At 62.4% G+C, this 12,962-nt stretch carries 11 protein-coding genes and 1 tRNA gene; 10 read left to right on the top strand and 2 right to left on the bottom strand.

Annotated elements, in window-relative coordinates; all coding sequences use genetic code 11:
• The first annotated feature begins 131 nt into the window (after positions 1–131).
• Together FPZ08_RS08775 and FPZ08_RS08770 are read left to right on the top strand one after the other, a co-directional pair.
• Positions 132–338, top strand: a complete 207-nt coding sequence (locus FPZ08_RS08775; protein ID WP_146289622.1) for a hypothetical protein — start codon at positions 132–134, stop codon at positions 336–338.
• A 164-nt stretch (positions 339–502) separates the two neighbouring features.
• Positions 503–578, top strand: a tRNA-Lys gene (locus FPZ08_RS08770).
• Positions 579–801: 223 nt separating this feature from the next.
• Here FPZ08_RS08770 and FPZ08_RS08765 read toward each other — a convergent pair.
• Positions 802–2,142 (bottom strand): hypothetical protein, encoded by a 1,341-nt coding sequence (locus tag FPZ08_RS08765; RefSeq protein ID WP_146289621.1) that lies wholly within the window; start codon positions 2,140–2,142, stop codon positions 802–804.
• Positions 2,143–2,297: 155 nt separating this feature from the next.
• Between FPZ08_RS08765 and FPZ08_RS08760 the strand changes: the two genes are divergently transcribed.
• The 4 genes from FPZ08_RS08760 to FPZ08_RS08745 all read left to right on the top strand — a co-directional run bounded on the left by FPZ08_RS08760 (position 2,298) and on the right by FPZ08_RS08745 (position 6,153).
• Complete coding sequence (locus FPZ08_RS08760) at positions 2,298–2,681, top strand: c-type cytochrome (protein WP_146289620.1); 384 nt, start codon at positions 2,298–2,300, stop codon at positions 2,679–2,681.
• A gap of 152 nt (positions 2,682–2,833) precedes the next feature.
• Positions 2,834–3,541: a YjbE family putative metal transport protein gene (locus FPZ08_RS08755; RefSeq protein WP_146289619.1), complete on the top strand. Its 708-nt coding sequence runs from the start codon at positions 2,834–2,836 to the stop codon at positions 3,539–3,541.
• 111 nt (positions 3,542–3,652) lie between these two features.
• Positions 3,653–4,831 (top strand): lipid II:glycine glycyltransferase FemX, encoded by a 1,179-nt coding sequence (locus FPZ08_RS08750; RefSeq protein ID WP_146289618.1) that lies wholly within the window; start codon positions 3,653–3,655, stop codon positions 4,829–4,831.
• The gene (locus FPZ08_RS08745) at positions 4,828–6,153 is read left to right on the top strand and encodes a lipopolysaccharide biosynthesis protein (protein ID WP_146289617.1); all 1,326 of its coding nucleotides are present in this window, start codon (positions 4,828–4,830) and stop codon (positions 6,151–6,153) included. The genes FPZ08_RS08750 and FPZ08_RS08745 overlap by 4 nt, the downstream gene beginning before the upstream one ends.
• Before the next feature lie 6 nt (positions 6,154–6,159).
• Here FPZ08_RS08745 and FPZ08_RS08740 read toward each other — a convergent pair whose 3' ends face one another.
• Complete coding sequence (locus FPZ08_RS08740; RefSeq protein ID WP_146289616.1) at positions 6,160–6,726, bottom strand: hypothetical protein; 567 nt, start codon at positions 6,724–6,726, stop codon at positions 6,160–6,162.
• Between the two features lie 175 nt (positions 6,727–6,901).
• Between FPZ08_RS08740 and acs the strand changes: the two genes are divergently transcribed.
• The 4 genes from acs to FPZ08_RS08720 all read left to right on the top strand — a co-directional run bounded on the left by acs (position 6,902) and on the right by FPZ08_RS08720 (position 12,934).
• A complete protein-coding gene (acs, locus tag FPZ08_RS08735; protein ID WP_146289615.1) occupies positions 6,902–8,845 on the top strand; it encodes an acetate--CoA ligase in 1,944 nt (647 codons plus the stop codon).
• Between the two features lie 606 nt (positions 8,846–9,451).
• A complete protein-coding gene (locus FPZ08_RS08730; RefSeq protein WP_186767269.1) occupies positions 9,452–10,540 on the top strand; it encodes a glycoside hydrolase family 3 protein in 1,089 nt (362 codons plus the stop codon).
• Positions 10,541–10,654: 114 nt separating this feature from the next.
• Positions 10,655–11,452 (top strand): UDP-2,3-diacylglucosamine diphosphatase, encoded by a 798-nt coding sequence (locus FPZ08_RS08725; protein ID WP_146289613.1) that lies wholly within the window; start codon positions 10,655–10,657, stop codon positions 11,450–11,452.
• Between the two features lie 420 nt (positions 11,453–11,872).
• Positions 11,873–12,934: a glycosyltransferase family 4 protein gene (locus FPZ08_RS08720; RefSeq protein ID WP_246132834.1), complete on the top strand. Its 1,062-nt coding sequence runs from the start codon at positions 11,873–11,875 to the stop codon at positions 12,932–12,934.
• Positions 12,935–12,962: the final 28 nt, after the last annotated feature.

The raw sequence follows: 12,962 nt of genomic DNA, 5'->3' as shown, positions 1-12,962 counted from the left end.
CAAATCGCTCGCTTTTGAATCAAAAGCCGGGCGTTCTGGCAAGTTTGAGGAAGGCATGCGCGGGCACCCTTTGGTTCGCGTCACCTCCCTGGCGCTCCCTAAAATCTGATTCCTCGAAGGAGCTTCGTGCCATGCCGCCAACCTACGTTCTCGCCCGAGATCACCTGCAGCGCGCCGCGACGATCCTGCAGGGCGTTGACAGTCGCTCGCGTCAGTTGCGCTACATCATCGAACGGACCATCACCCTCATGGACGAAACCCGGCAGGAGCCGGCGTCCCGGCCCAGCAATGTTCTGGATTTCGCAAGTTTCCGCGAGCGCCAGGCCAATTTCGATTGATCCATCCGTGGCGCTGGCCGATTTCCGCCAGCGCCACCGGCTCTCCAGCGGGCCTGTCGCCCGTGACACTCTCGTGACAATCCATGCAAGGAAAGTGCTGGCGGGTGCTGGACAGCGCGAAATCACTTTGCTAGAGAGGCGCCACTTTGGAAGCTCCGGCATTGGGGCGAGTAGCTCAGCTGGTAGAGCAGACGACTCTTAATCGTCGGGTCCACGGTTCGAATCCGTGCTCGCCCACCAAAGTTCCCCCGGAAATTCAAGCCTTTCTGCCGCTCGCTGCGCTGCCAGCGGTTTCCAATCCGCCTCGCCGGTTTCCAATTCGTGTTCTGTTCTCGTTCCAAAAACGACCGGCTGGTCATCGCCGCGTTTGCTGGCGGGATAATCGGGCTGGTCAATGCCGGACTGAATGCCCGGCACGTGGGCGACTGATCCGAGGGGTTTCGAACGGCAGCTTGGCTCTCCCTCACTCAACTCTGACAGGCGCGACCACCTTAGCTGGCAGCCCGGAGGCAAGAGCCGCTCTGTCCTCCACGGTGACACCGCCATCATGCTGAATCACGAACTTGGCTCTATAGATTCCATCGCCCAGATAGATGACGGCGTCGCACAGAAACTCGCTGACGCTAGGAAGGCATTCGATGCGTTTGGCATGGGATAAGGCATCATGCATCACTTCATCGTGCCTGTCGTCATAGAGAACAGGGGCAAAGATCTGATCAGGGAATTCAAGGGGGAGGCTTAGCTCACCGCCTGGGCGGGAAAAGAAGTTATAGAACCAGAGGTAGTTGGCTACGTTGGAACCATTCAGAGATAGTCCTGAAGCCTGCATGGCGGATGTGAACGCCTCCTCCGTGCCGTCGAGCCTGTGGAGGTTCTGATTATCGTCGAGAAGATAGTAAAAATAAAGTGGGCCTGACTTCCAGCGGAGATCGTATAGTCTTATCAACCTCGCGTTCGTAAAGGCCAGATCGACCTGCCGCATGATAGACTGCGCGCGCATGGGATACTTCCCGTCCAGGGGCGGCAGGGACGCCAATTGTTCCTTGAGCCTGGAGTCCTCGATTTTGTTCCAATCGAGGTAAGCAATATTCGTGAAGGTTGAGTTTGCCACAGGAGCGCCCGCCGCGACTGGCGATGGTGCAGCAACTGGAGGCGGCGTTACCGTTGGGGTGGCCGTCGATGCGTCTCGATATCGCCCAGCGACCCCCTGGCAGTGGTCGGAAAATGGTGCGATGGCCTGCCAATAGCCATCCATTGTGAACGTCACGGTAATGTTCTGGCCGCGAAGCGAGTACGCACGAAACACTACTCGATCAGAGTTCAACATTGTAAAATGCATCTGCTCTGGCGTCCACGTTGCGCTGGCAACCTGCCGCCCGGGAAGGATCGACCCGATTATGGCGTCGCCTAACGTGGACAGAGCGCCTGAAAACTGGTCGGGGGCATAGGTCACCGATTGGTCGGCCGACATGGCCCATACCATATCCCTTGGCTGATCGGTGTTTTGGCGGAAGGTTATGGTTGTTAGCGAAAGGTCGCCGTCGCGGTACTTCTTCTTGAGTGGTTCATTCCAAAAGAAGGAGAGTCCCATCGGGTATGCGTCATTGGGGTTGTAACACCCAATTCGAATGATAGGCGAGTTTGCGGGATCAGCGCCATCAGGCAGGCCGTAGACGAACTGCTGCCTTTTGTCCGTCATGGGATCTACTTCTTCAACGTACTTCCAAGTGGCGGCCAATACGTCTGTTGCAAGCAACACGCCGAAAATAACAGTTCCTAACGAAAGGGTAGCGGCTCTTAACATAATGATCCTCCAAGGGACCTTCAGGTTAACTTGCTCCCTACTGCCTGCCAACAAAGGATTCTCAACAGATCCCGCATTCAGCTGCAGCTAGTTTGCCTATCGCCAATTCCCGCGATTTACGGCACATTGACCGCTCGTCGTGGACGGGGGAGACAATGCGGTTCCTGCTGGTTTCGGCTCTGTGCCTCATGGTCACGCCTGTCGTGGCGCAGGAAGCGCCTCCCGCGTTCAACAAATGCCTGGCCTGCCATGCGATCGGCGAAGATGCCGTCAACAAGGTCGGGCCACGGCTCAATGGTGTCGTGGGGCGTCCGGTGGGGAGCCTCGACGATTACAGCTATTCCCAGGCCATGCTGGCGGCGCGCGATAGCGGCGTGGAGTGGAACCGCCAGAACCTGACGCGTTTTTTCAAGCTGCCCAAGCATTTCCTGCCCGGCACCAGCATGGCGTTTGCCGGCATGACCCAGCGTGCCGAAATCGACGCTCTGATCGATTACCTGGCCAGTTTCGACGCGGATGGCGCGCGCATAGCGCCCTGAAGCCGTATCTGTCTGTCACCAACCTGTCGGGGCAGGCGCGCGTTGGGGTGGAATCCTCAGACTTTGGTCGGTTCCTGTCGTGTTTCGCTTGCAGTCCGGCGTGAGGGGGGTATAGGCGGTTCATTGCTTACCCGCCTGAGGATATCCCACCCATGTTCGGCATTGACCCGAGTTTCCTGAGCTCGCTCGTTCAGGTCATTCTTATCGACCTCGTTCTGGCTGGCGACAATGCCGTCGTGATCGGCCTGGCCGCAGCCGGGCTTGCCTCGGATGTGCGCCGCAAGGCGATCCTCATCGGCATTCTCGCTGCGACCCTGCTGCGCATCTTCTTCGCGCTCATCACCACCCAGTTGCTGTCGCTTGGCGGGGGCCTGCTCATCGCCGGTGGCGTGCTGCTGCTCTATGTGTGCTGGAAGATGTTCCGCGAGCTCACCGTCTCGCAGGCCGACGAGCACGAGGCGCAGGAAGCGCTCGAAGACAGCGACAAGAATGCCGATGGCACGGTGGCCGGCAAGGCGCCGCGCAAGACCCTGCGCCAGGCCGTCATTCAGATCATCATTGCCGACGTTTCCATGTCGCTCGACAACGTGCTGGCCGTGGCCGGCGCGGCGCAGCACCATTTCGAGGCGCTGATCATCGGCCTTGCATTGTCGGTGGTGATGATGGGCGTTGCCGCCACTTTCATCGCCGGCCTGCTGCACAAGCACCGCTGGATCGCCTGGGTTGGCCTGCTGATCATTCTGTTCGTAGCGATCCGCATGACGCTTGAAGGACTGGGTGGCGTCGGCGTTCCGATCCCGGAAATCCCCTTCGTCTATACGCCGCATGCCGTCGGTGCTGCCGCGGCGGTTGCCCATTAGCCTTTGGTAACCACGGAGCGAGTTTTGCGGCATTTGTCGTGCCGCAATAGGGATTTGCTCACCTGCCAGGTCTAGCTTCCCGCTCAGTCACATGAGCGGGAAGTAGCTATAATGTCCTTTATTGCTGATCGAGTGGCGTCCGAAGCCGGCTATCCGGCGGAGCGCGCCATCGGCATTACGGCGCGCCCGCTGCAGACCCGCATTGTCGACGGCGCCGAATGGGACCGGACCATTGCCGGTTTCGACGAGGTCTGCCAGGAGCAGATGCACGCTTTCGCGGTGACGCGCTGGCCTTCGGTCAAGCAGGAGCCGATGCTGTTCCTGCTCGATGGCGAAGTGGTCGGCGGCGCGCTGATCATGGTGCAGTCGCTGCCGCTCGGGTTGGCACGGATTGCCGTCTCCAAATGGGCGCCAATGCTGAAGGACGTGTCGCGTCCCGATGCCGACGCCATTCACGCCGGCATGGTCGAGGCCATGGTGGCCGAATATGCCAATGCGCGCGGGCAGATGCTGTCCGTGCTGCCGCGGGCGTCGATCTATCCGGTCAATCGCGAATATGAACGCCTGGTGGCCCGCGGTTTCAAGCGCGGCTCCGAACTGGGCTTTCCCGCGCGCTATATCGTCAATCTGCGCCTCAGCGATGAGGAACAGCGCAAGAGCTTCAGCCAGACCTGGCGGCGCCAGCTCAATAAATCGGAAAAGGCCGGGCTCAGCTTCGAGCATGCCGGTCCCGAGCGCATGGCCGATTTCGACGCGCTCTACACCGCCATGACCGATCGCAAGCAGTTCTCCGACCACTCGGCCTATGAAACCGTGCCGGCGCTCATGGAAATCGACGTGCCGGAATTGCGGCCCGAACTGTTCTTCGTGCGCCACGAGGGCGAACTCGTCGCCGGCGCGCTGATCTTCAAGGCAGGCGACCGGGCCGTTTATCTCTATGGCGCCACCAACGACAAGGCTTTGCCCCTGCGCGCCGGCTATTTCATGCATTGGCACATCATCCGCTGGCTGCGCGACAATACCAGGGCCACCTGGTACGACCTGGGCGGCACCGACGGCTTCCAGGGCCTGCATCAGTTCAAGAAGGGCATGGTGGGCGATGCCGGTGTCATCCAGCCCGTGCCACCCGTCGCCAACTATGCCAGCCGCCCGCTGGCCCTGCTGCTCGGCACCGGCGCCTTCGCCCTCCGCGATGCGCTCTATGCGGTGCGCCGCGCCGTCGATGGCTGGCGCAATCCCAAGACCAAGGCGACACAGACCAAGCCGGCGCATGACGAGGCGGGTGAATGAGCCTGCATCGCCGCCTCGCATCGCAGTCGGGCGTCATTTTCGGCGCACGGCTGGCGGGCGCCGGGCTCATCTTCCTGGTCCAGGCGCTGATCGCGCGGATCTGGGGCCCCGAACTGCTCGGGGAATATCTGCTCGTCATCGCCACGGTGAACCTGATCGCCGTGGTCATGCCGCTCGGCTTCCACACCGTCGGCACCTATTTCGCCGCCGAATACCGGGCGCGTGGCGAGCGCCGGCAGTTCGTCACCTTCATTATCAGGGCCTATGGCCATGTCGTGGCAACGCTGGTGCTGATCCTGCTGCTGGGCCATCCGTTGCTGGACATGCTGGGGCAGGGCGGCAGCGTGCTGGCCGACCATTTCATTCCGGTGGCCTTGCTCGCCTTCGCCACGGCCATGGTCTATGTCAACGGCGCGCTGCTGGTCGGGCTCAAGCGGCCGTTTGCCGGCTTTTTCGCCGATACCATGTTCCGCCCCATCGTGGTCATCGCCGCCTTCCTCGCCACCATGAGCTTCGCGGTGCCGGTCGAGGGGTTCTCGGCCATGCTGTGGATCGTGGCGGCCGGCTATGTGGTCATTGCGCTGGTGCATTTCGCCTTCGTCGCGACGTCGCTGAACCGCATTCCCGACACCGCGCCGCAGCGGCCTGCCGAAGCCGCCCGCTGGTGGCGCTTCGCCCTGCCATGGGTGCTGATCTCTCTGGCCACCGACTTCTTCTTCGATATCGACCTGCTGCTGCTGAGCCACACGCTCAACCGCGAGGAACTGGCCATATTCGGCATCTGCACCCGCATTTTCGCGCTGACCTCCTTTGCCGTCTCGGCTGTCTATGCGGTCACCTTGCCCGACATGTTCGAAAGCGAGGCCAATGCCGATCGCGAGGCGTTCAAGCGCAAGGTGGGTGATGCTAATTTCGTTGCCAGCGTCATTTCGGTGGTGCTGTTCGGCGGCATAGCCATTGCCGGACCGTTTGCGCTGATGCTGTTCGGCCCGAGCTTTGCGGCGGGCGCTGCGCCGCTGGCCGTATTGTCGCTGGCGCTGGTGGTGCGGTCGGTCATGGGGCCGGCCTCGCTGGTCCTCTCCATCCACGACCGCCCTTATGCCAGCCTGCCTTCAGTGGGCATGGGCGTGGTGACGCTGGTGCTGTGCAACTGGCTGCTGGTGCCCTCGTTCGGACTGATGGGCGCGGCGCTTTCGGCCATCATTGCCATCACCATCTGGTCGGTGGGCCTGTGGTGGGTCGCCTTGCGCACCGCCAAGCTCGACGTCTCGATCATGCAGTGGTTCCGCGCCCGCCGCGCCGCGGCCGTGCCGGCGGAATAGCCGGGGCTACGCCCCGACCAGTTGCCCGATCCGGCGTTTCAACAGGCCGAGCCGGCCGATATTGGCGCCGCTGTCATAGTCCTCGGTGACCTTGGTATAGGGCTTTTCGATCAACAGGTAATCCTGCCCGAAAATGTGCTTTTCCAGCAGGCAGGTTTCCTTGTAGCCGTAGCGCTTGAGCAGCAGGCGCGTGACCTCGTTTTCCGGTCGCACGAAGGTATAGGCCTTGTGGAAGCGGCCATTGTCCCAATGCTCGTCGAAGGCGCGCATGGCGAACATGCCCAGCTTGGTCTGGCGGTGGCTGGGGAACACCCAGCCCCAATAGCGGAAAATGGCGCCGCATTCGGGCCCCGAGACCATCGCGCCGCCCGCCTCGCCATCGGCACACATGATCATGATGTGCCAGGGGTCGAGCGCCAGCAGGGTGCGCAGGAAATTCTTGTTCAACCGGCCCATTTCGTGGGCCTTGAAGCGGTCGCTGTAATATGGGGACGTGGCGATCACGTCCATCAGTTCGCGGTGGACCAGGTCGATATCGGCCGATGTGGCGGCCCGAATGGTCATCTCGGCCATGATGGCACTCCCTTTGCGCCAGTCATAGCAAACCCCACAGGCGCTGGAGCATCCTAGGCTGGACGCGGTTAATGGGCGGTAGTCTGTGCGCTACCCATTAAGTCGCAGAGTCAAGGCCTTGCCCCACGCGGGGTGGGTCATTAGAACGGGGCAGGGAGAGATAAGGGAGGATAGTATGAGCGAGCAGCTCGTATTCCAGCCAAGTGCGGCCGCAATCGCACGCACCCGGACCACCAAGGCCCAGTATGACGAGATGTATGCGCGTTCGCTCAGCGATCCCAATGGGTTCTGGGCGGAGCAGGCCAAGCGGCTTGATTGGGTGAAATTCCCCAGCAAAATCAAGAATACCAGCTTTGCCTATCCCGATATCTCGATCAAATGGTTCGAGGACGGCATTCTCAATGTCTCCTACAATTGCCTCGACCGGCACCTGGCCACGCGCGGCGACCAGACTGCCATCGTCTGGGAAGGCGACTCGCCCGGCACCGACAGCAAGGTGAGCTATCGCGAGCTGCATGACCGGGTCTGCCGCTTCGCCAATGTGCTCAAGGCCAATGGCGTCAAGAAGGGCGACCGCGTCACCATCTATATGCCGATGATCATCGATACCGCGGTGGCCATGCTGGCTTGCTCGCGTATCGGTGCCGTTCACTCGGTGATCTTCGGCGGCTTCTCGCCGGATTCGATTGCCGGCCGCGTCTCCGACTGCGGTTCCAGCATCATTCTCACGGCCGATGAAGGCCGCCGTGGCGGCAAGACCGTGCCGCTCAAAAAGAATGTCGATGATGCCCTGGCCAAGGTCGGCGGCGTCGAGCGTGTCATCGTGGTCAAGGTCACCGGCAACCCGATCAACATGGTCGAGGGCCGCGACGTCTGGTACCAGGACGAAGTCGCCAAGGTGAATGCGGACTGCCCGCCCGAGCCGATGAGCGCCGAAGACCCGCTGTTCATCCTCTATACGTCCGGTTCCACCGGCAAGCCCAAGGGCGTGCTGCACACCACCGGCGGCTACCTGCTCTGGGGCTCGCTGACCCATGAGCTGAGCTTCGACTATCGCGACGGCGAAGTGTTCTGGTGCACGGCCGACGTCGGCTGGGTCACCGGCCACACCTATATCGTCTATGGTCCGCTGGCCAATGGCGCCACCACGCTGATGTTCGAGGGCATTCCGAGCTATCCGGATGCCTCGCGCTTCTGGCAGGTGGTGGAAAAGCACAAGGTCAACGTGTTCCACACTGCGCCCACCGCCATCCGTGCGCTGATGGGGGCAGGGGCCGAGTTCGCTGACAAATACGACATGCCCACACTGCGCCTCTTGGGCACGGTGGGCGAGCCGATCAACCCGGAAGCCTGGCGCTGGTATCACGAGCATGTCGGCAAGGGCCGCTGCGAGATCGTCGACGCCTGGTGGCAGACCGAGACCGGTGGCCACATGATCGCGCCCTTCCCCGGCGCCATTGCCACCAAGCCCGGTTCGGCCACCGTGCCCTTCTTCGGCGTGCAGCCCGTCGTGCTGTCGCCCGAAGGCGTGGTGCAGGACGAGACCAAGGCCGAGGGCGTGCTGGCCATCAAGGATAGCTGGCCGGGCCAGATGCGCAGCGTCTATGGCGATCACAAAAGGTTCGTCGAGACCTATTTCACCCAGTACAAGGGCTATTACTTCACCGGCGACGGCTGCCGCCGCGACGAGGATGGCTATTACTGGATCACCGGCCGCGTCGATGACGTGCTCAACGTTTCGGGCCACCGCCTCGGCACCGCCGAGGTCGAAAGCGCGCTGGTCAGCCACCCCAAGGTCTCCGAGGCCGCCGTGGTGGGTTATCCGCACGACGTCAAGGGGCAGGGCATCTATTGCTATGTCACCCTGATGGCCGGCGAAGCCAGCGACGACGCCCTCAAGGCCGAGCTCAAGACCTGGGTCCGCAAGGAAATCGGCCCCATCGCCACGCCGGACCTCATCCAATGGGCGCCGGGCCTGCCCAAGACCCGTTCCGGCAAGATCATGCGCCGCATCCTGCGCAAGGTGGCCGAAAACGACTTCGGCTCGCTGGGCGATACGTCCACCCTCGCCGATCCGGCCGTGGTCAACGACCTGATCGAGAACCGCCAGAACCGCTAGGTTCCTGCCGGACGCCTCGTATCCGAGTTCAACACCCACACCCTCATTCCCTCCCTCACAAGGGGAGGGAATTTCGTTTTGTGGCCGGGATTCTCGGCTTTACCTCTGGCGCTTGGGTTTGTTGCCTTCTCCCCTTGAGGGAGAAGGTGCCCGAAGGGCGGATGAGGGGTATCGAGCTATCCAGGAACATTGAAGCATGGGATGGCGCAGGACCCCTCACCCGGAAATCCGCTGGACGCGGATTTCCACCCTCTCCCTCAAGGGGAGAGGGGTGGCAGGAGCCGTACCGACTACAGCCTCTAGACGCCCAGAGTAAGCAAGGCCATTAGGGGGGGGGAGGCAATCGATGCCAAGGGATCGTACCCCCAAAAATATCACGGGCGGGGAACCCAAGATCCCCGCCCGATCAGAGGCAACGGCTTCATGGGCTGAAGGTTGAAAACGGCCCATGCTCCAGGTCACCGATGCCAGATTGGCATGACCGCCTCGGCCTCCGCACCCCCTAAATGAGGGGTGAGTATGGTATTGACTCGACCGGCGCTGCCATTGATTCGACGGCATTTGCCGATCAAGGTCGCAGCAGTGATTCTTGCCCGGACCATCCTTGTGACCTCATTTTTCCGCCTTGCCGCCGCTCTGGTTCCGCTGCTGCTGCCCGCCTGGGCGCATGGCGCAACGCTCGAACAGATGGCCGGCCAGATGATCGTGGTCGGCTTCCAGGGCGATGACGCCGATGATGCTTCCGTCGCCAGGCTGCGCGATGAGCTGACCTCCGGCCGGCTGGGCGGCGTCATGCTGCTCAAGGTCAATGTGAAGAGCCTCGATGCGGTGGCGGCGATGAATGCGGCCTTCCGTGACACATCTCCCGACCTGCCCCCCTTCATCACCCTCGATCAGGAGGGCGGGGCGGTCGAGCGGCTGACCAGCGATGTCGGCTTCAAGGAAATCCCCAATGCCGCGGCCATCGCCGCCGCCGATTCACCCGAACAGGCCGAGGCGATCTATGCAGAAATGGCCGCCTCGATCGCCGCGCTCGGCTTCACCGTCAATTTCGGCCCCATCGCCGACGTCAATCTCAACCCGAACAATCAGGTCATCGCCAAATTCGGTCGTGCCTTCAGCAGCGATCCCGCCGTGGTGGCCGAGTACGACGCGGCCTTCGTCCGGGCCCATCATGCCGCGGGCCTGCTCACTGCGCTCAAGCATTTCCCCGGCCACGGCTCGTCCACCGCCGACAGCCACGAAGGCTTTGTCGATATCACCCAGACCTGGCAGCAGGCCGAACTCGATCCCTATCGCACGCTGATGTCGGAAGGTCTCGTCGATATGGTCATGGTCGGTCACCTCTACCACGCCGATTATGCCGATGCCGGCACCCAGACGCCGGCTTCGCTTTCCCCGCAATGGATCACTGGCGTGCTGCGCGACGAGCTGGGCTATGGTGGCGTCGTCATCAGCGACGATCTCGAAATGGGCGCCATTCGCGATCATTTCACGCTCGAGCAGACCGTGACCCAGGCCGTCCGCGCCGGCACCGATGTGCTGCTGTTCTCCAACACCGCCAAATACCGCGCCAGCCTGGGCCAGGAAATCCTCGATATCCTGCTCGCCGAAGCGGCGGCCGACCCGGCTTTCGCGGCGCGGATCGAGCAGAGCTATGCGCGGATCGTGGCGCTGAAGGGCCGGATTCGCTGAGAGTTGTGACACGAAGGCGTGTCCGCCGCTTTCCCCACCTTCTCGCCGCCAATGGTTCCCACCTGCTGCATCCGCGGATAAAGTGCGCCCCCACGAAGCAGGAGTCGTTGCTTGATGACGGATGATCGCGAAGTCCGACAGGTCCGGGCGATGTTCATTTCGGACGTCCACCTGGGCATGAAGCCGATTCGAACCGGGCAGCTTATCGAATTCCTGCGCGCGCATGATGCCGAGACCATCTATCTGGTCGGCGATATTCTCGATGGCTGGCGCCTCGCCAAGTCCTGGCACTGGCCCAGCGAATACAATGTCCTGGTGCAGATCCTGCTCGACAAGGCCAATGCCGGCACGCGCGTCGTCTATCTGCCGGGCAATCACGACGAGTTCCTGCGCGAATATCTGGGCACCTATTTCGGCGAGGTCGAATTCGTCGACCGCACCGTCCACACCTCGGCTTGCGGCAAGACCTATCTCGTCATTCACGGCGACCAGTTCGACGTGGTCGTGATGAATGCCAAGTGGCTCGCCCATGTCGGCGACTGGGCCTATAACGCCGCCCTGCGCGTCAATATCGCCATCAACTGGGTGCGCCGCCGGCTGGGCCTGCAATACTGGTCGCTCAGCGCCTGGGCCAAGCAGAAGGTCAAGAATGCCGTTTCGGTCATCGGCCGCTTCGAGGAAGCGCTGGTGCACGAGGCCAAGGAATCGGGTGTCGACGGCGTCATCTGCGGCCACATCCACTTTGCCGACATGCATGACCGCCTGGGCATCCACTATATCAATACCGGCGACTGGGTGGAGAGCTGCACCGCCATTGTCGAAAATACCGATGGCGCGTTCGAGCTGGTCAAATGGACCGAAATGGTCGCCGGCGAACCCCGCAAATTCCGCCTCCGCCGCGCCGCGGGGTAGCCTGTACCCCCACCCTCAAGGGGGAAGTGTTTACTTCTGGCGCTTGGGCTGTCTTTCCCTTCTCCCCTCGTGGGAGAAGGTGCCCGAAGGGCGGATGAGGGGGTACTGTGCCATCCACAAACACCCAGGCATGGGAAGACGCAGACCCCCTCACCCGGAAATCCGCTGAACGCGGATTTCCACACTCTCCCACGAGGGGAGAGGGGTAACCAGCCTCATACGTCGCGGAGGGAGCATGTGCTCAAACTTCACCCATGCGCCTCCCTCCCCTTGATGGGGAGGGATTGAGGGTGGGGTGACGGGAGCCACGGAAGCCTAAAGAACACGCCGGCCCTGTCAGCCAACCGTCACACTCCATTCACGCCACCGACTTGGACTCAGGCGAGCCTGAAGCGCAGTTGAACCTGTCGCGGTGCTGCCGTGCCCCATTCATTTATCGGAATTCCGTCCCGCCGCATTCTCATCGTCACCGACGCATGGCGGCCGCAGATCAATGGCGTGGTGCGCACGCTCGAAAGCATCGCCCGCGAGTTGACCAGCGCAGGGCATGACATAGCCTTCCTCACCCCCGAGCGGTTCTGGACGCTGCCGGTGCCATCCTACCCCGAGGTGCGGATTTCGCTGGCCAGCCTTGGCGCCGTGTCGCGGCAGATCGAGGCCGCCGCGCCTGATCATATCCACATCGCCACCGAGGGGCCGCTGGGCCTGCTGGCGCGGCAATATTGCCTCAGTCACCGCCTTGGCTTCACCACCAGCTTCCACACCCGCTTTCCGGAATATGTCGCCATGCGCGTGCCGGTGCCGCAGGAATGGAGCTATGGCTATCTGCGCTGGTTCCACGCCGCCGCCGCCCGCACCATGGTGCCGACGCCCTCATTGCGCGACGATCTGCTGGCGCGCGGCTTCGACCGGCTGATGCTGTGGAGCCGCGGCGTCGATGGCACCCGCTTCCGCCCCGGCCCCAAGACGCTGTTCACCGACCTGCCGGGTCCGCATCTGCTCTATGTCGGGCGCGTCGCCGCCGAGAAGAATGTCGAGGCATTCCTCGATCTCGACATTGCCGGCAGCAGGATCGTGGTCGGCGACGGCCCCGATTGTGCCCGCCTGCAGAAAGCCTATCCCGATGCCGTGTTTCTCGGCTATCGCCATGGCGAGGAGCTGGGCGAACTCTATCGCAGCGCCGATGTGCTGGTCTTCCCCAGCCACACCGATACATTCGGCAATGTCATCACCGAAGCCCTGGCCTCCGGCACGCCCGTTGCGGCCTTTCCGGTCACCGGTCCGCGCGACGTCTTGAGCGATCCCAAAGCCGGCGCGCTCGACGACAACCTCAATATCGCCGTGGCCCGCGCCCTCACGCTGGACCGCGCCGATGCCCGCGCCCATGGCGAGCGCTTCACCTGGGCGGCCAGTGCGGCGCAGTTTTTCGCGGGGCTCGAACCGCTTCGCGCCGGGCCGCAGCGGCTGGCGGCGGCCGGATAACAGTAAAGCGGCAACAAGCCGCTTGCGT

The sequence above is a fragment of the Devosia ginsengisoli genome (assembly GCF_007859655.1).
In the GTDB taxonomy this organism is placed as follows: Bacteria; Pseudomonadota; Alphaproteobacteria; order Rhizobiales; family Devosiaceae; genus Devosia; species Devosia ginsengisoli.
The sequence above is the reverse complement of the archived record's forward strand: the minus strand, read 5'-3'. Positions and strand labels throughout refer to the sequence as shown.